Annotated in this window: 15 protein-coding genes; 14 read left to right on the top strand and 1 reads right to left on the bottom strand. The window is 62.8% G+C overall.

The features are described from left to right. Positions 1 to 4: 4 nt before the first annotated feature. Positions 5 to 1,264: a sarcosine oxidase subunit beta gene (locus tag ACWTU9_RS16090; RefSeq protein WP_455859129.1), complete on the bottom strand. Its 1,260-nt coding sequence runs from the start codon at positions 1,262 to 1,264 to the stop codon at positions 5 to 7. Positions 1,265 to 1,561: 297 nt separating this feature from the next. On the opposite strand from ACWTU9_RS16090, the gene ACWTU9_RS16085 reads away from it, so the two are divergent. The 14 genes from ACWTU9_RS16085 (at position 1,562) to ACWTU9_RS16020 (ending at position 18,993) form a co-directional block, all read left to right on the top strand. After that, complete coding sequence (locus ACWTU9_RS16085; protein ID WP_455859128.1) at positions 1,562 to 4,051, top strand: mechanosensitive ion channel family protein; 2,490 nt, start codon at positions 1,562 to 1,564, stop codon at positions 4,049 to 4,051. A gap of 146 nt (positions 4,052 to 4,197) precedes the next feature. Continuing rightward, positions 4,198 to 4,461, top strand: coding sequence for a hypothetical protein (locus tag ACWTU9_RS16080; protein ID WP_023670370.1), 264 nt, complete (start codon positions 4,198 to 4,200; stop codon positions 4,459 to 4,461). A gap of 207 nt (positions 4,462 to 4,668) precedes the next feature. Further along, on the top strand, positions 4,669 to 6,102 hold the full coding sequence (locus tag ACWTU9_RS16075; RefSeq protein WP_455859127.1) for a UbiA family prenyltransferase: 1,434 nt from the start codon (positions 4,669 to 4,671) through the stop codon (positions 6,100 to 6,102). Between the two features lie 3 nt (positions 6,103 to 6,105). Beyond that, positions 6,106 to 7,458: an FAD-binding oxidoreductase gene (locus ACWTU9_RS16070; RefSeq protein ID WP_455859126.1), complete on the top strand. Its 1,353-nt coding sequence runs from the start codon at positions 6,106 to 6,108 to the stop codon at positions 7,456 to 7,458. A 122-nt stretch (positions 7,459 to 7,580) separates the two neighbouring features. Next, the gene (locus ACWTU9_RS16065) at positions 7,581 to 8,030 is read left to right on the top strand and encodes an EamA family transporter (RefSeq protein WP_455859125.1); all 450 of its coding nucleotides are present in this window, start codon (positions 7,581 to 7,583) and stop codon (positions 8,028 to 8,030) included. After that, a complete protein-coding gene (locus ACWTU9_RS16060; protein WP_455859124.1) occupies positions 8,027 to 9,034 on the top strand; it encodes an NAD-dependent epimerase/dehydratase family protein in 1,008 nt (335 codons plus the stop codon). Before ACWTU9_RS16065 ends, ACWTU9_RS16060 begins: the two co-directional genes overlap by 4 nt. Before the next feature lie 69 nt (positions 9,035 to 9,103). Further along, a complete protein-coding gene (locus tag ACWTU9_RS16055; protein ID WP_455859148.1) occupies positions 9,104 to 10,537 on the top strand; it encodes an aspartate aminotransferase family protein in 1,434 nt (477 codons plus the stop codon). 35 nt (positions 10,538 to 10,572) lie between these two features. Then, positions 10,573 to 11,808 (top strand): hypothetical protein, encoded by a 1,236-nt coding sequence (locus ACWTU9_RS16050; RefSeq protein WP_455859123.1) that lies wholly within the window; start codon positions 10,573 to 10,575, stop codon positions 11,806 to 11,808. Continuing rightward, positions 11,805 to 12,563, top strand: a complete 759-nt coding sequence (locus ACWTU9_RS16045; protein ID WP_455859122.1) for an FkbM family methyltransferase — start codon at positions 11,805 to 11,807, stop codon at positions 12,561 to 12,563. Before ACWTU9_RS16050 ends, ACWTU9_RS16045 begins: the two co-directional genes overlap by 4 nt. Before the next feature lie 154 nt (positions 12,564 to 12,717). Then, positions 12,718 to 15,279 carry a GcvT family protein gene (locus ACWTU9_RS16040; protein WP_455859121.1) on the top strand — a complete coding sequence of 854 codons (2,562 nt, stop codon included), beginning with the start codon at positions 12,718 to 12,720 and terminating at the stop codon, positions 15,277 to 15,279. Positions 15,280 to 15,375: 96 nt separating this feature from the next. Beyond that, a complete protein-coding gene (locus ACWTU9_RS16035) occupies positions 15,376 to 16,221 on the top strand; it encodes a DUF1194 domain-containing protein (RefSeq protein ID WP_455859120.1) in 846 nt (281 codons plus the stop codon). Between the two features lie 146 nt (positions 16,222 to 16,367). After that, positions 16,368 to 17,318, top strand: a complete 951-nt coding sequence (locus ACWTU9_RS16030; protein ID WP_455859119.1) for an ABC transporter substrate-binding protein — start codon at positions 16,368 to 16,370, stop codon at positions 17,316 to 17,318. 107 nt (positions 17,319 to 17,425) lie between these two features. Next, positions 17,426 to 18,199 carry an ABC transporter permease gene (locus ACWTU9_RS16025; RefSeq protein ID WP_455859147.1) on the top strand — a complete coding sequence of 258 codons (774 nt, stop codon included), beginning with the start codon at positions 17,426 to 17,428 and terminating at the stop codon, positions 18,197 to 18,199. Next, positions 18,196 to 18,993 (top strand): ABC transporter ATP-binding protein, encoded by a 798-nt coding sequence (locus tag ACWTU9_RS16020; RefSeq protein ID WP_455859118.1) that lies wholly within the window; start codon positions 18,196 to 18,198, stop codon positions 18,991 to 18,993. The genes ACWTU9_RS16025 and ACWTU9_RS16020 overlap by 4 nt, the downstream gene beginning before the upstream one ends. Positions 18,994 to 18,998 lie beyond the last annotated feature (5 nt).

Genomic DNA, 18,998 nt, shown 5'->3' with positions numbered 1-18,998 from the left:
TTCCCTAGTGCAGTCGGGGCGTCGCGCCCTGGCCTTTGTCGTCAATCACCAGGCCGCGATAAAACCGGTCGAGCGTGAACGGCGCGTTGAACGCGTGGGGCTCGTCCTTGGCGATGGTGTATGCAAAGCACCAGCCGGAGGCCGGCGTCGCCTTGAAACCGCCATAGCACCAGCCGCAGTTGAGATACATGCCGGGCAGCGGCCCGGTGGTGATGATCGGCGAACCGTCCATCGACATATCGCAGACGCCGCCCCAGGAGCGCAGCATGCGCACGCGGGCAAGGCCCGGAAACAGCGCCAGCATCTCGCTCATCACCTCGTCGACAACAGGCAGATTGCCGCGCTGGGCGTAGCTGTTGTAGCCGTCAATATCGCCGCCATAGACGAGGCCGCCCTTGTCGGACTGCGACATGTAGAAATGCCCCATGCCGAAGGTCAGCACCGTATCTATGAAGGGTTTCAGCGATTCGGTGACGAATGCCTGCAGCACATGGCTCTCGATCGGCATTCTGTCGATACCGGCAAGCTGCATCACCCGCCCGGTGCTGCCGGCCACCGCCACCGCGACCTTCTTGCCGCGGATCTCGCCGCGCGTCGTCTGCACGCCGGTGACGCGGTCGCCGTCGCGCAGGAAGCCGGTGACCTCGCAATTCTCGATGATGTCGACGCCGCGGCGGTCTGCGCCGCGCGCATAGCCCCAGGCGACGGCGTCGTGGCGGGCAGTCCCGGCGCGCGGCTGCATCAGGCCGCCGACGATGGGAAAGCGCGCCGAGGCCGACATGTCGAGCGCCGGCACCAGCCGTTTGATCTCTGCCGTGCTCATCAGTTCTGCGTCAACGCCGAGATGGCGCATGGCGTTGCCGCGCCGTGCATAGTCGTCGAACTGGGCCGGCGTGTGGGCAAGGTTCAGGCAGCCGCGCTGCGAGAACATGACGTTGTAGTTGAGGTCGTGCGAGAGGTTCTCCCACATCTTCATCGAATATTCGTAGAAACGGGTGTTGGAGGGCAGAAGGTAGTTCGAGCGCACCGCCGTGGTGTTGCGGCCGACATTGCCGGAACCCAGCCACCCCTTCTCCAGCACCGCGACATTGGTGATCCCGTGCTCCTTGGCCAGATAATAGGCCGTCGACAGGCCATGGCCGCCACCGCCGATGATGATGACATCATAGGAAGCCTTCGGATCCGGCTTGCGCCAGGCCGGCTTCCAGTCCTGGTTTCCCTTGAGCGCGTTCGTGAGAAGCGAAAAGGCTGAATATTCCGCCATTCTTCATGCCATCCCTAGAGCATGATGCCGAAAAGTGTGAAGCGGTTTTCGGGCGACATCATGCTCTATATCTTTGATTTTCAGAGCCGGATGATCTCAGGTCGAACAGACCTGAGATCATCCGGCTCGGGTGCGATGCGGCAGACTATAGAGCAGGCGGCGGGTGCAAAGCCAAGATTGCGCCATGGCTTTTCGACTGGCCGACTCCGCGATGCGACGGCTTGCCCCACGATATGGCCGTCTTTATCAAGGACAGGGTTTTTGAATGCCTTTGCCGCCCGTGAGTCGCCAATAGTCATGCTTTTGAGATTGCTTCGCCTGATTTTGGCTTTCACGCTGATCATTTCGGCGTCGCCTTCGTTCGAGGCGATGGCGCAGGCGCTGGGCCAGGGCTCCGCCGGCTTGATCACCGATCAGCAGAAGGTCATCCAGGGCCTGACGGCCAAGACCGACGATCTCGAGAAGAAATTACAGCAGGACGGCCAGGACGATGCCTCCCTCGTCGATATCCGTCTGCGGCTGGAGGATCTGTCGCGGGCGGCGCTGACCAGTGCTTTGGCGTTCCGTTCGCGGCTCACCGACATCAACAATCGCATCGAAGTGCTGGGTCCGCCGCCGGCGGCGGGCCAGCCGCAGGAGCCCGACATCGTGACCGGCGAGCGCCAGGCGCTGGCTTCGGAAAAGGCCGAGATCAACGCGGTCGTCGCCAGCGCTCAGAACCTGTCGATCCGCATCAGCGGGCTGATCGACAAGATCGGCAATATGCGCAGTGAGCAGTTCCGCAACTTTTTGACCAAGCGCTACGCACTGTCCGAGGCGCTGAGCTCGCAGGTGTTCTCCGACGCAAGGGACGAATACGCCAACCTTTTCAGGGCGGTATCGTCGTGGCTGAGCTTTGCCTTCAAGTTCAAGTTCCAGGCGATGCTTGCCGCGACGTTCATGTCGCTGGGGCTGGCGGCGGTGCTTCTCGTCGGGGGACGCCGTCTGTTCGGGCGTATCTTCGAAGCCGATCCGTCGGTTGAGGACCCCACCTATCTCAGCCGCCTATCGGTGGCGTTCTGGTCGACCTTGCTGCCGACGCTGGCGGTCAGCGCCTTCCTCGCCTCGACGGTCTTTCTCTACAATTATTACAATGTGCTGCGCGGCGACATAGGCGTCTTCCTCAATGCGCTGGCCGCCGTCATCGCCATAGTGTTCTGCGTCAACCGCCTGACCAATGCTGCGCTGGAGCCACGGATGCCGAACTGGCGCCTGATCCAGGTCGAGACCGGCCCGGCGCGCTGGCTGGTGCGGCTGACGACGGCCATGGCGGTCGTCATCGGCGTCAATAACTTCCTGTCGATCGTCAACGACAAGATGGGTTCGCCATTGTCGCTGACAATCGCCAGAAGTTTTGTCGCCACTGTCATCGTCGGCGTCATCCTGATCCTGATGGCGTTGCTGAGGCCGTATAAGAGAGCCGACGGAAGCTGGCGCCCCTGGCCGGCCTGGCTGCGCTATACCTGCGTCGCGCTCGGCCTGTTCACCATCACGGCGGCGTTGTTCGGCTATATCGGCCTCGCCATCTTCGTCTCGCTGCAGGTCGTGGTCACCGGCACCATCCTGCTCACCGCCTATATCGGCTTCCTCTCGGCGCGCGAGATCGGCGAGGAGGGTGGCTTCGCCGGCACCTCGATCGGGCGCTGGCTGAAGACCAACTCCAGCTATGAGGATACTGCGCTAGACCAACTCGGCCTGGTGGTCAGCGTCGCGATCAATCTGATGATCGTGCTGGTGTTCCTGCCGCTGATCCTGTTGATGTGGGGGTTCCAGCCCGGCGACATCCAGGCCTGGGCGTACAAACTGGCGACAGGCATCACCATTGGCTCGGTGACGATTTCGGTCACCGGCATCCTCACCGGCATCGTCGTCTTCATCATCGGCTATTTCCTGACCCGATGGTTCCAGGGCTGGCTCGACGGCTCGGTGATGGCGCGCGGCAAGGTCGATACCGGCGTGCGCAATTCGATCCGGCTGGCGGTCGGCTATGCCGGCGTCGCCGTTGCCGGTCTCGTTGGCATCTCGGCTGCGGGTATCGATCTCTCCAACCTGGCGCTCGTTGCCGGCGCACTTTCGCTGGGTATCGGCTTCGGCCTGCAGAATGTCGTGTCCAACTTCGTGTCAGGCCTGATCCTGCTCGCCGAGCGGCCCTTCAAGGTCGGCGACTGGATCGTCGCCGGCGACACCTCGGGCACGGTCAAGAAGATCAGCGTGCGCGCCACCGAGATCGAGACCTTCCAGCGGCAGTCGGTGATCCTGCCCAACTCGAACCTGATCAACAATGCCGTCGGCAACTGGACGCACCGCAACAAGCTCGGACGTGTGGAGATCAAGGTCGGCGTCGCCTATGGCAGCGACGTCAAGCGGGTGCACGCCATCCTGCTGGAGATCGCGCGCGGCCATGCGCTGGTGCTGAAGAACCCGGAGCCGTTCGTTCTGTTCACCAATTTCGGGCCGGCGGCACTCGAATTCGAGATCCGCGTGTTCCTGGCCGACGTGCTGAACGGCGCGATCGTTCAGAACGATATCCGCTTTGCCGTACTCGATGCCTTCGAGAGCGAGCATATCGAGATCCCCTCGACGCCGCGCGCCGAGATCAAGGTCACGCAGACCGAGGCATGGCCGCTCGACGACGACAAGATCGAAGTCGAGTTCGCTGCGAAGGAGCACGCCGAAGCCGAAGCGGCAGCCGAGAAGGCGCGCCTGGCCAAATCGGGCCGAAAGGCGCGCAAACCCGATCCCAGTTAGGGGCCCCGGGCTCCTCCCAAACCAATTGCGGCATGAATGCGGCATTCAGTTGCGGTTCAGCTTGCATCTCATATAAGCTCCCATGCAAAGGCGAGAATGCCTTGCCAAATGCAACAGAGGCGGTGTGGAAACACCGATATTGCAAAATGTGGAAGTCGCTCGTCGTCGCCATCGCTCTTACCGCAGCGAGTGGCTCGGCCTTTGCCGCCAGCGCGGTCAACAAGGACGCTGAGACCCGTACGCTGATCGTGACGGAAGGCGGCGGCAAGACTGAACTGGCGCTGGCCGCCGGCGAGACCGTGGAATTCTGCCCGAACGGCTGTTTCGTCACCTTGCCCAATGGCGACCTCGAGGCCCTGACCGGTTCGGAAACGGTCGAAATCTCGGGTGGCGTTGCCCGCATCAAGTAAAGTCGGCAGGAAGCTCTTGCAGAGGCCGGGCAATGCCCGGCCTTTTATTGTTCGTGGTAGTGATTGCTTAACAATGACGCAGGAAATATCGTGGCACCTACCGGCTGCAACCAGGCGTTTTAACGTTCACTATGCCGTTCCGCCGCTATACCCATGCGAAGACGCCCAAATACGGCGCGACGGGTTTATGAGCAGGACAGGACAGACATGGATGCGCGGTCGGACAAGAACGCAATCCCACTTGCGGTCGACCTCGACGGCACGCTGATTGCGACCGACCTTCTGTGGGAAGGCCTGTTCATCCTTCTCAAGAAGAATCCGCTCTATGTTTTCCTGGTTCCATTCTGGCTGGCCGCCGGCCCTGCGCGGCTGAAGCAAGCCATCGCCGACCGCATCGACATCGATCCGGCCTCGCTCCCCTATCGCGAAGCGCTGCTGCAGCGCCTGCGCGCCGAGCATGCCGACGGCCGCAAGATCGTGCTGGCGACAGGTACGCCACGCAAGTTCGCCGAGGCGATTGCCGCGCATCTGGGCATCTTCGACTATGTGCTGGCGACCGACGGTCCGCACAACATGACCTCAGGCCGCAAGCGCGACGCGCTCATCGCCGCCTATGGCGATGGCGGTTTCGACTATGCCGGCAACAGCCGTCACGATCTCAAGGTGTTCGAAGCCGCGCGCGACGCCATCGTCGTGGCGCCCGACCGCCATGCGAAGCGCTGGCAGGCCACGCGTAGCGCCGAAACGATGCCGGCGCCGAAAAGGACATTGAAGACATTCATCAAGATGTTGCGGATGCATCAGTGGCTGAAGAATTCCCTGATCGCGGTGCCGATGGTGCTGTCGCACGAATACTTCAACGCCAACATGATATGGCAGTGCCTGCTGGCGTTCGTCTCCTTCAGTGCGGTGGCTTCGGCCATCTACATCCTCAACGATTTCTTCGACCTTGCGCTTGACCGCAATCACCCGACCAAACGCAACCGGCCGTTCGCCAGCGGCGCGCTGTCGATCCCGTTCGGTATCGGGGCGATGGCGGTGCTTGTGGTGATCGGCATCGCCGCCGGGCTTCTGTTGCCGATCGAGTTCCTGGGCGTGCTCGCCGGCTACATTGTGGTGACCACGGCCTATTCGCTGTCGTTCAAGCGCATGCTTTTGGTCGACGTGCTGACGCTGGCCGGCCTCTACACGCTGCGCGTGCTGGCGGGCGCTGCGGCGACCGGCGTCGAGGTCTCGTTCTGGCTGCTCGCCTTCTCGATCTTCTTCTTCCTGTCGCTGGCGCTGGTGAAGCGCTATGTCGAACTGCGCACCACTGCCATTCCAGTGGGCGAGCGTATTGCAGGCCGCGGCTACCGCATCGAAGACCAGGAGATCGTCGCCCAGGCCGGCATGGCGTCGGCCTTCTCCTCGGCGCTGGTGCTGGCGCTCTACATGGACAGCGCCGCCGTGCGCGAACTCTATCCGCATCCCTGGCTGGTCTGGCCGCTGGCGCCGATCGTGCTGTATTTGACCATGCGCGTCTGGATCCTGGCGCGCCGCGACGAGATGAACGACGATCCAGTCGTCTTCATCATCCGCGACTGGCGCAGCCAGATCATCGTAGTTATCGGCGCAGCACTGCTGGTCGCTGGAGGCTGGTAAGGAATGGCGGGCGCACGATTCCAGAGTTTCGGCCGCGCCACGCCCGCCGCAAAGCGGACCGTCGCGGCTGACACGGCTATCGAACTGATGAAGAGCGGCAAGGCAAAGGCAAACGGCTTGCTCGCCTATGGCAACGGTCGCTCCTACGGCGATTCCTGTCAGAACGAAGCGGGCGCGGTCGTCGACATGCGGCCGCTGAACCGTATCGGTGCCTTCAACGCCGAGACCGGCCTGATCGAGGCGGAAGCCGGCGTGTTGCTGTCCGACATCATTGCGCACGCCGCGCCCTACGGTTTCTTTCCGGCGGTGGTTCCGGGCACCCAGTTCGTGACCCTTGGCGGCGCCATCGCCAACGACGTTCACGGCAAGAACCATCACCGGCGCGGCACCTTTGGTTGCCATGTCGAAGCGCTGACGCTGCTGCGCTCGGACGGGCGAACCTACACCTGCTCGGCAACCGACAATGCCCGGCTGTTCGGGGCAACGATCGGCGGCATGGGGCTGACCGGCCTGATCCTGTCGGCCTCGATCCGGCTGATGCGGGTGCCTTCGCTGGACATCGTCGAGACGGCGACACGGTTTGCCGATCTCGGCGAATTCTTCGAACTGGCGGAGGCCGCCGACGAAGCCAATGAATATGCCGTCGCCTGGATCGACCAGCTGGCCGGCGGCCATGGCCGCGGACGCGGTTTGTTGTTGACCGGCAATCATGCCGAACATGGCTCTCATGCGGCGTCTCGCGCCGGCTCTCGCCTTTCGGTGCCGGTCCCGCCGCCCTTCAATGTGCTCAACCGGCCGTTCCTGACTGCTTTCAACGCCGCCTACCGGTGGAAGAAAGGGCGCTCGGCAGAACCGCGCCAAACCGGCTATCAGAACTTTTTCTTTCCGCTCGACGGCGTCGGCGACTGGAACAGGCTCTATGGGCCGAGGGGTCTCTACCAGCACCAGAGCGTGGTGCCGGAAAGTGCCGCGCGCCAGACCGTGCCGACGCTGCTGGACGCCGCGCGGCGAGCCGGACAGGGCTCTTTCCTCACCGTGCTGAAGCGCTTCGGGTCGATCCGTTCGCCGGGTCTGCTGTCATTTCCGCGGCCCGGCTTCACGCTGACGCTCGATTTCCCCAATCGGGGCGACAAGACGCTGACACTGCTTGGCGAACTCGACCGCATCACGGTCGCGGCCGGCGGCGCGGTCAACCCTTACAAGGATGCGCGCATGGGGGCTGAGAGTTTCGCGGCGTCCTTCCCGGATTGGCAGCGGCTGGAGGCGCTGCGCGACCCGGCTTTCATGTCCGGTTTCTGGCTGCGGACGGCGAAAAAGCTCGACATGCGGCTGGGGCGCATCGAGGCGGCGGAATAGGTAGAATTCGAATAAATTGTGGTCAATAGTCCGCCAATCCTAGCGTAGTTCAAACATTGTCGTGGCTTCACGAAATGTTTGCAGGTTTGTAATAGGACGCTTGCAAGCGACGAGTGGAAAATATGAAATATATCGTCTTCATTCTGTTCACGGTCATGACCAATGCCGCGGCGCAGCTGATGCTGAAGCAAGGCATGATGTCGCTCGGCCCGATCTCGTTCGAAGGCACCAACCCGCTTCTGAAGCCGTTGCAGATCGTCTTCAGCCCGTGGGTGTTCCTCGGCCTGTGCACCTTCGTCATCTCGATGGCCTCGCATCTCTATGTGCTGTCCAAGGTCGAGCTCAGCTTTGCCTATCCGTTCCTCAGCCTTGCCTATGTCGCGGTCGCGATCTTCGCCTATTTCATCTTCCGCGAGGACCTCAACGCCTGGCGCATTGCCGGCATCGTCTTCATCTGTGTCGGCACCGTGCTGATCGCGCAAAGTGGCAGAGATTTGGGCGGGCGCGGACATGACGACCAGACCGCTTCCATCACCCCCGACAAGATCCACGCAAACGAGACCGTTCGATGAGACATGTGATTTTCGGCGGTGACGGCTTCGTCGGCCGTCATCTGGCCCCGAAGCTTGTGGCCGATGGTGAAGAGGTTGTCGTTGCCGACATCGTCAAGAGCGACCTGCCGCATTATCGTTCGGTCCGCTTCGTCACCTGCGATGTCACCGATCCGGCCTCGGTGGCCAAGGTCGGCCTCAAGGCCGACGACATGGTCTACAATCTGTCGGCCAAGATGCTGTCGCCAATCCAGGTGCGCGCCAAGCGCCACGACTTCTTCTTCCCGGTGAATTTCCACGGCACCGAACACATCATGCAGGCCATGGACAAGGCCGGCGCGCCCAAGCTTGTCCACTACACCACAGACATGATCTACGGCCACACGGTGACCCAGCCGATGACCGAGGAGCACCCGGTCGCCCCGCTCGGCGAATATGGCTGGTCGAAGCAGAAGACAGAAGAGCTCGCCGCTGAATGGCGCAAGCGCGGCATGTCGATCTCGCTGTTTCGGCCGCGCCTGATCATCGGCCCCGGCCGCCTCGGTATATTGGAAAAGCTGTTCAAGCTGATCGACTGGAACCTTCCGGTGCCGATGATCGGCTCGGGCAAGAATCCCTATCAGTTCATCTCAGTGTTCGATTGTGCGGAAGCCGCGCGCGCGGCCTGGAAGGCCGGCGTGCCCAACGAGCCCTATAATCTCGGCTCACTCAATCCGCCGCCGGTGAAGAAATTGCTGGGCGACCTGATCAAGCATGCCGGATCGAAATCGCTGCTGATCCCGACGCCGGGCTGGGCGGTCAAGCGCACGCTCGACCTGCTCGATCTCATGAACATGCCGATCATGGATCCCGAACAATATCTGATCGCCGATGAGGAGTGTGTGCTCGACGTGTCCAAGGCCGAGCGCCAGCTCGGCTGGGTGCCGCAATATCGCGACGAGGACATGCTGATCGCCGCCTACAGCGAATACCGCGCCAAGAAGGACGGTCTTGCCGTCACCGCCAATCATGTCCCCGCCGAGTAAAGATGGGACGACCAGGAGAACTCCGAGATGACCGTCATGGCCAAGCCTGAGCAGACGAACGCGCGCACCATGGTCAGCGCACCGGCGCTGTCGCCCGCCGCGATCGCCAAGCCCGACCTGATCAGCGTCGAGCAGGCCAAGTCGATGGATGTCGCGCGCATGACAGACCTGTTCAAGGCGCATCTCAACCCGGGCCAGCTGCATTTCATGAAGCTGCTCGGCTTCCACAAGATCAAGATCGAACGCGCCGAAGGCATGTTCTACATCGACCAGAACGGCCGCAAGATTCTCGACTTCTTCGGCGGCTTCGGTTCGCTGGCCTTCGGCCACAACCATCCGCGCATCCTGGAGGCCCGCCGCAAGTTCCAGGAGGAGAAGCGCCAGGAAATCGCCATTGCCTTCATGTCGCAATATGCGTCGGCGCTGGCGCACAACATCGCCAAATGCTCGCCCGGCGATCTCGACATGGTGTTTCTGGGTTCGTCCGGCTCGGAGGCCATGGAAGCGGCAGTGAAGCTCGCCGAGCGCGCCGCCGGCCCGAAGCGTCCGAAAATCGTCTATGCCGAGAACTCCTTCCACGGCAAGACCAAGGGCGTGCTGGGCATCACCGACGGCCAGCTCTACCGCGCCGACTTCAAGATGGCCGAAAACACGGTCCGCATTCCGTTCGCCGACATCGACGCGGTCGAGCGCTTGTTCCGCTCCGACCCGGAGGTCGGTGTCATCGTGCTGGAAACCATCCAGGGCGGCGGCGGCATCATCCAGGCGCCCGCCGAGTACTGGCAGAAGCTGCGCGCGCTGTGCGACCAGTACGGCGTGCTGTGGGTGGCCGACGAAGTGCAGTGCGGTTATGGCCGTTCCGGCCGCTTCTATGCCTTCGAGCATTACGGCGTCGTCCCGGATGTGACGGCGCTGGCCAAGTCGCTCGGCGCCGGCAAGGCTGCGGTCGGCGCGATGATTGCCCGGCGCGAGGTCTACATGAAGGCCTACGGCACGCCGAAGACGGCGATGATCCATGCCATGGCCACCTTTGGCGGCATGGGCGAGGCCTGCGTCACCGCGATCGAAGGCATTAATGTGCTCTATGATGAGGGGCTGATCGACAATGCCGCCTCGACCGGCGACTATTTGCTGCAGCGGCTGCAGGCGCTGAAGGAAAAATATCCGAAGATCATCAAGGATGTGCGCGGCAAGGGCTTTATGGTCGGGCTCGAGTTCCACGATTTCTCGCAGACCTTGCCGATGGTGTTGCGTCCGATCGTCAGCGTGCTCGACGACAAGCTGAAGGGCTCGCTGTCGGGCTTTGTCGGCGCGCTGTTGCTGCGCGACTATGACGTGCTCGTCGCCTTCACCGAATACAACCGCAACGTCATCCGTCTCGAGCCGCCGCTGATCTGCCAGCGCGAGCATGTCGACCGTTTCGTCGATGCCTTCGACAGCCTGTTGTCGCGCGGCATCGTTTCGATCGTGAAGGATTTCGTCAAAAGCCAAGTCGGTAAGTAAAGCCAAAATCGTCAAATGAAGTCCTGAGCCTGACAATGCTGAGCAAATCTCCCGCCCCGCAAAACGCACTCGACCGGCTGACCTCGGCCGTCTTGGCGTGGGGCGAGGGGACTTATGCGCGATGGGCAGCAGCCATTGGGGCGGTGGCGTTTTCGCTCTACATCCTGCTCACGGCGTTCGCCGCCTGGACGATGCCTGATGCCAACTGGGACATGCTGCCCTATCTCGCTATCGCGGAGGAGGGCGCATACCCGGATGCGCAGGCGCTGCATGACTATGCCTACAGCACGGTCCAGGCCGGCGTGTCGGCCGCCGACTACAAGGCGCTGACCGACGATGGCGGCGGCTTCCGCAGCCACATGGCGCAGAATGCCGCCGACTTCCATTCGCTGCTCGGCATGTACCGGATCAAGTTCCTCTACGCCGAAATGTTGTCGACGATGAGCGTGGTGATGTCGCCGGTCGAGGCGATGCGGGTGCTACAGGTCGCCTCGGTGCTGCTGTTCGGGATGATCGTGCTGTTGTGGCTCAGAACCGAAGGCGCGCTAGCGCTGGCGCCCTTGGTTGGCGCGGTGCTGATCATGGCCGATTTCGGTGATGCGGCACGCGCGTCGACGCCGGATCTGTTGTGCTCGGCGCTGTTCCTCGGCGGGTTGCTTGCCTATGTGCGCGGCCGCGAAGCGGCAACGGCCGTCCTGCTCTTCCTCGCCTTCATGGCGCGGCCGGACAACATTGTTTTCCTGGCCATCTTCGCCGTGCTGCTGCTGGTGTTCCGGCAGCGGGCATGGGGCGCGCTGGCCGGCTTTGCCGCGTCCTTCATCGCCTATTTCGCCATCTCGCACTGGGCGCAGCATCCCGGCTGGTGGCCGCATCTGTGGTTCTCCAGCATCGAGCAGCACTACAATATGGATGGGTTCGAGCCGCCGTTCTCGGTCGGCGCCTATCTCAAGGCGTTTGCCGCCTCCTTCATTCGCGCCATCAGCAACAACAGCTGGGTTGGCGTCTGCGTGCTCGCGCTGGCCGGCTGGTTTGCGCTCAGCCGCGCGGGCTTTCGGCTCGAACGCCGCGCCGGCATCCTGCTTGCAGCTCTTGTGCTCGGCGTGCTGGCGAAATTCACCGTCTTCCCGATCCACGATACCCGCATCTACTTCCCCAACCTTCTGCCGCCGTTCCTGCTGCTGGTGGGGCCGATCATGGCGCTGTGGGCGTCGGCAAGCTTGAATGGAAGGCGGCCCATCGCCTTGCAGGTCGTATCGGGAGATAAGCCTTGAGTTCTGTATCCAGCCTGGCGCGCATTGCCCTTTCACTCGGTCTGCCCGCCGGTCTGCTCGATCGCGGACCGGCGCTGCTCGGCACGAAATTCCTGGCCAAGGCGGCGCTGAAGGCACGCTTCGGCGGAGGTAAACAGCCGTTCCAGATGGTCAATGTCGGCGCCTGCGACGGCGCGCTGTTCGACGATGTAACGCCGTGGCTGCATCGCATTCCGCGCGCCCGGGCCGTGCTGGTCGAGCCGATCCCCTACAATCAGAAGCGCCTGCGCGCCAACTATCCCGACGCGGAACGATTCGTCATCGAGCCGGTGGCAGTGACCAAGACCAAGGGCACCATCACCGTCCACACCTTCGATGCAGCAGCGCTCGAGGCCGGCACGCTGCCGATCGAGTTCATCGGCTGCTCGTCGGTCACCGACACCAATCTGATGTCGGGCAAGAATGCCTGGGGGGAGGATGACCCCAACTTCAACAAGTTCGCGCCGCACCTCAGGGATATCGAGGTGCCGTCGGAAACGCTGCAGACGTTGCTCGACCGCAACGGCGTCACGCACATCGACGCCTTTCTGGTCGATTGCGAGGGCGCCGACTGGATCGTCTTCGAACAGCTCGACCTCAAGCGCTACCGCCCCGGCATGATCAAGGTCGAGGTCGGCGCGCTGCCGGCAACGGAAATCGGCCATGTCGTGGTCAAGCTGAAGACTGCAGGCTACCGGGTCGGTTTCCAGGCCGAGGATATCTGGGCTTTCGCCTGATGACAAAAGGCTTTGACGGCAAGCTTGCGTCCGCCGTCGCGCCGTACTTGCGGCGTGTCGCAAACAGGCGGTAGCTCGGTCCTCGTCCTCTGCATATTGTGCGCCATTCGAACGGGCGCCGGCGCGCCCGCGTATTCCCTTGGAGCAGCGGTCAATGGCAGAGTTTCCGAAAAAGGCGAAGGTCGTCATCGTCGGCCTGGGCGGCATTGTCGGCGCATCGATCGCCCATCATCTGATCGAACGCGGCTGGACCGACATTGTCGGCATCGACAAGTCGGGCATCCCGACCGATATCGGCTCAACGGCGCACGCCTCGGACTTCTGCTACACGACCAGCCATGACTTCCTGTCCTGCTGGACGACGCTCTATTCCATCGATTTCTACGAGAAGATGGGCCACTACGCCCGCATCGGCGGGCTTGAGGTCGCCCGCGTCGGCGACGACAGCCGCATGGACGAGATCAAGCGCAAGATCGCCTCGGCCAAATCCTTCGGCACCCGCGCCCGGCTGATCGAGCCGGCCGAGATCAAGGAAAAATTCCCGCTGATCGAAGAATCGATGGTGCAGGGCGGCCTGTGGGATCCGGATGCCGGCCTGGTCATTCCGCGTTCGCAGACGGTCGCCGGCAAGCTGGTCGACCAGGCGGAAGCGTCGGGCAAGCTCAAATCCTTCGCCAACACGCCGGCCAAATCCCTCATCGTCGAAGAGGGCCGCATCAAGGGTGTCGTCACCGACCGCGGCACGATCATGGCCGACTACGTCATTGTCTGCGCCGGCATATGGGGCCGATTGATCGCCGAAATGGTTGGCGAGGACCTGCCGGTGATGCCGATCGACCATCCGCTGACCTTCTTCGGCCCCTACACCGAGTTTGCCGGCACCGGCAAGGAGATCGGCTGGCCGCTGCTGCGCGACCAGGGCAATTCGGCCTATATGCGAGACACCGGCGATCCCAAGACCGCCGAGGGCGGCCAGATCGAATGGGGCTACTACGAAGAGACCAATCCGCGGCTCTGCCATCCGCGCGACCTGCTGGAGAAGGACCAGGCGCGGCTGTCGCCGTCGCAGCGCGACCTCGACATGGAGCAGATCATCGGGCCGCTTGAGCGCGCCATGGAGCTGACCCCGATCCTCGGCGAGCTCGGTTACAATGAAAGCCATTCCTTCAACGGCCTCTTGCAGGTGACCGCCGATGGCGGCCCGTCGATGGGCGAGAGCCAGAAGGTCAGGGGCCTGTGGTATGCCGTCGCCATCTGGGTCAAGGACGGTCCCGGCATGGGCAAGCTGATCGCCGACTGGATGACGGACGGCCGCACGGAAATCGACCACCACGCCATCGACTATGCGCGCTTCTATCCGCACCAGACGAAGGAGCAGTTCATCTGGGATCGCTGCACCGAAACGGCGATGAAGGTCTACAATCCGGCAGTGCATCCGCGCGAGCCGTTTTCAAAAGGCCGCAACATCAGGCGCTCGCCGTTCTGGGAGCGCGAGAAGGAACTCGGCGGCTACTTCATGGAGCTGGGCGGCTGGGAGCGGGCGCATGGCTACGCCGCCAACGAGCATCTGCTGGAGAAGTATGGCAACCGGGTTCCCGTGCGTGAGAACGAGTGGGACAACCGCCATTTCTGGCGGGTGTCCAATGCCGAGCACCTGGCGATGAGCGAGGATTGCGGCATCGTCAACCTGTCGCATTTCTCCATGTATGACATTGAGGGACCCGACCATGTCGCGCTGCTGGAATGGCTGTGCGCGGCCAAGGTCGGCGGCGACAACAACATCGGCAAGGGCATCTATACCCATTTCCTCGACGAGGAAGGCATGGTGCGCGCCGACTTCACGGTGATCCGCATGGCCGATCGCTGCCGTCTGATCGACGGCGCCGATGCCGGCCCGCGCGATTTCCGCTACATGCAGCGTACCGCGCAGGACAAAGGCTTTGACGTCACCATCACCGACGTGACGGAAAAATACGTCACCATCGGCATCTGGGGTCCGAACGCACGGGCGACGCTGCAGAAGGTGGTCGAGAATCCGGACGGCCTGTCGCCCGAGAACTTCCCGTTCGCGGCGATCAAGCCGGTCAGGATCGGCGGCAAGGATGTCACCGCCTTCCGCATCTCCTATGTCGGTGAACAGGGTTGGGAGCTGCATATGCGCTACGAAGACGGTCTCGCCGTCTGGGATGCGCTGCGTTCGACCGGCGTGATGCCGTTCGGCGTCGAGACTTATGCCAACACGCGCCGCATGGAAAAGAGCCTGCGTCTGCAGAACGCCGACCTCCTGACTGAGTACAATCTGCTCGAAGCCGATCTCGCGCGTCCGAAGGTCAAGGAGAATGATTTCTGCGGCAAGGCGAAACATGTCGAGTACCGCGCCCGCGAGCATCAGCCGGCGATCCTGTGCACGCTGGTGATGACCGAGAATGTCGATTCGAAGGGTGTTGCCCGCTATCCCGTCGGCACGATGCCGGTGATGGACCCGAAGACGGGCGAGACGCTGGTCGACGAGCTCGGCCGCCGGTCCTTCACGACGTCGATGGCCTATGGCCCGACCATCGGCAAGAACATCGGCCTCGCCTATCTGCCCTGGGCCCAGGCCCAGGAAGGCCGCAAGCTCGCCATCGAATATTTCGGCGAGACCTATCCGGTCGAGGTCGCGGCCGTCGGCTACAAGCCGCTCTACGATCCGGAGAATTTGAAGCCGCGAAGCTGAGCATAGAATCGGCGTAGGCAGAATCCTTAATGCAGAGCCCGGCTCGTGGTCGGGCTTTTCCCTTTGTCAGCCGCCGATTCTCGCTTACCTTGGGGCATGCCTGCTTTTTCGCGCGCAAGACATTTCCTTTCAGGCAGCGCCGCGCTGGCGCTGGGTCTCTGGCTGACGTCGCCGGTTGAGGCAGCCGAGCCGGTGGATGTCGAGCTGGTGCTGGCGGTCGACGTGTCGCTGTCGATGTCGCCGGGCGAACTCGAAATCCAGCGTCACGGCTATGCGGCTGCGCTGACGCACGACAATGTGCTGCAGGCCATCGCCGACGGCGCCTATGGCAAGGTCGCCGTCACCTATGTCGAATGGGCGGGCGCGACCACGCAGGTGGTCGTCGTGCCGTGGACGGTGATCGCCAGCCGGGCCGATGCCGAGCGGGTGGCGGCGCAGCTTTCCGCCCATCCGCCGGCGAGCGTCCGGCGAACCTCGATTTCAGGCGCGCTGGAGTTCGGCAGCGATCTTTTTGCGGAGAGCGGCTTCCAGGGGACAAAGCGCGTCATCGATATTTCCGGCGACGGCCCCAACAACCAGGGCGCGCCCGTCGACGTCGCCCGCGACGCGGTGGTCAAGCAAGGTATCATCATCAATGGCCTGCCGCTGATGACGCGCGGCAGCGGGTTTGGCGGCTATGACGTCAACAATCTCGACCGCTACTACAGCGACTGCGTCATCGGCGGCCCCGGCGCCTTCATGATCCCGGTCAATGACTGGACGCAGTTTCCCGAAGCCATCCGCCGCAAGCTGGTGCTGGAACTGGCCGGCCCCGCTTCGCCGCAATGGGCGAGCGAAGAGGCCGCGCATCCACCAGTGGTGCTGGCACAGGACCGCCCCGCCGACTGCCAGGTCGGCGAAAAAATGTGGCGCGACCGCAGCTGGATGTTCGACGCCCACTGACCAGGCTGCGCTTTCGTCTTCCGCAGCCAGTCGCCTTGGCCACACGCCGCCGATTGCGGGTTCATCGTACACGTTCCTGTTCATTGACAAGCAGAATGGCGTCTGTGAACACTTCCCCATCCAGCACAATAAGAAGGGGAACCGACATGAACAGGATCACCAAACTTGCCGCGGCATTGACCCTTGCGGCAGGCTTTTCAGCTCCCGCCAAGGCTGCCACGTCAGTCACCATCGGCATCAGTGGCTGGACCGGCTTTGCACCCCTGACACTCGCCAAGCAGGCGGGCATTTTTGAAAAGCATGGCCTCGACGTCACCTTGAAGAAGGTGCCGCAGGCGAGCCGCCCGCTCGCCATCGCCAGCGGCGATCTGCAATGCGCCGCCACCACGGTCGAAACCTGGCTGGTGTGGAACGCCAGCGGCGTCACCACCAAGCAGATCTTCCAGCTCGACAAATCCTATGGCGCCGACGGCATTGTCGTCCGCAACGACATCAAGACCGTCGCCGATCTCAAGGGCAAGAATGTCGCGTCCTCGGCGCCGGGAACATCGCCCTATTTCATGCTGGCTTGGGTGCTGAACAAGAACGGCCTGTCGACCAAGGACGTGACAGTCGTCAACCTGGAGCCGGATGCGGCAGCGCAGGCCTTCCTCGCCGGGCAGAACGATGCCGCCGTCACCTATGAGCCGTTCATCTCGGCGGTGCGCGACAAGGCCGACCAGGGCCACATATTGGCGACGACGCTCGATTATCCGATGGTGCTCGATACGGTCGGCTGCACGCCTGAATTCCTGACGGCCAACCCCGATGCGGCCAAGGCGCTGGCCGACAGCTATTTCGAGGCACTCGACCTGATCAAGAAGGATCCGCAGAAATCCTACGAGATCATGGGCGCCGACGTAAAACAGTCGGCCAAGGAATTCGAGGATTCGGCGAAGTATCTGAAATGGGCCGACAAGGCTGAGAACAAGCAGTTCTTCACCAAGGAATTCCAGGAGTTTTCCAAGACGGCCGGCGAACTCCTGCTGCAGATGGGGCTGATCAAGGAAGCGCCGGATGTCGCCACGCTGGCCGACACCAGCGCGGTGTCGAACTGACAGTCCGGCCTTTGACTGTTGCGCGGCGCCGCTTGGCGCCGCCGCCTTCTCCTGGACAAAGCACGATTTGAGCATGGGGACCATTTGAAGATGGCGACGATTCGATGATGCGCCCCTTGCATCCGGTGTCGCCGGGCCTTCGCACCGTGCTCGGCATTTCCTTCTTCGTGCTGTTCGTCGCCTTCTGGGCGTGGATCACGTTTGGCGGTCACGTCAACCGCATCTTCCTCGCCGATCCGCTGTCGATGCTGAGAGATGGCTGGCGGCTGCTGGTCGAGGATCGCTTCTGGCTCGACATATTGATTACCATCTGGCGTGTCTTCGGCGGCTTTGTGCTGGCCTCTATCGTTGCCGTGCCGATCGGCATCGCCATGGGCGCCTGGAAGCCGGTGGAGGCGTTTCTGGAACCGTTCGTCTCCTTTGCCCGCTATTTGCCGGCCTCGGCCTTCATTCCGCTGCTCATCCTGTGGGCCGGCATCGGCGAGCTGGAAAAACTGCTCGTCATCTTCGTCGGCTCGGTGTTCCAGATCATCCTGATCGTCGCCGTCAAGGTCGGCTCCACGCGGCGCGATCTGGTCGAGGCTGCCTATACGCTGGGCTCGACCAACAACGGCATCGTGCGGCGTGTGATCCTGCCGGCCAATGCGCCCGAGATTGCCGAGACGCTGCGGCTGGTGCTCGGCTGGGCGTGGACCTATGTCATCGTTGCCGAGTTGATCGGCTCTTCGTCCGGCATCGGCTACATGATCATCAACAGCCAGTCGCGGCTGGCCACGGGGCAGATCATCTTCGGCATCATCGTCATCGGGCTGATCGGGCTGTTGTCCGATTTCGCCTTCAAGGCGCTCAACCGCTGGCTCTTTCCGTGGAGCCTGGCATGATCAAGCTTTCGATCGAAGGCGTTTCGCGCACCTTCGCCGGCGTGCGCGGCGGGCAGCCGGTCAAGGCGCTGATGCCGGTCGACCTTTCGGTCGCGGCCAACGACTTCATCACCATCCTGGGACCGTCGGGCTGCGGAAAGTCGACGCTGCTCAGGATCGTTGCCGGACTTGAAGCGCCCAGCGAAGGCCGCGTGCTGCTCGAGGGCAAGGCGGTGACAAGGCCCGGCCCGGATCGCGGCATGGTGTTCCAGTCCTACACGCTGTTTCCCTGGTTGACGGTGGCGCAGAATATCGCCTTTGGCCTGCATGAGCGGCAATTGGCCGAGCGGGAGCGGGCCGAAATCGTCGCCTCCTATATAGATCTCGTTGGGCTGAAAGGCTTCGAGAACCACTGGCCAAAACAGCTTTCCGGCGGCATGCAGCAGCGCACCGCGATTGCCCGGGCGCTCGCCAATGATCCCGAGATCCTGTTGCTGGACGAGCCGTTCGGCGCGCTCGACAACCAGACACGCGGGCTGATGCAGGAGCTTTTGCTCGGCATCTGGGAGCGGCGCAAGAAGACGGTGCTGTTCGTCACCCACGACATCGAGGAGGCGATCTTCATGGCCTCGCGGGTGATCGTGATGAGCGCGCGGCCCGGCCGCATCAAGTCCGATGTCGCCATCGACCTGCCGCACCCGCGCCATTACACGCTGAAGACCAGCCCGGAATTTTCGGTGCTCAAGGCGCGGCTCACAGAGGATATCCGCGTCGAGGCGATGCGCACGGCCGAGGTGCAACCGGCCGGGGCCTGATCCTT

The sequence above is a fragment of the Mesorhizobium sp. 128a genome (genome assembly GCF_053848025.1).
Note: the sequence above shows the minus strand (reverse complement) of the source record. Positions and strands in the feature narration are given on the sequence as shown.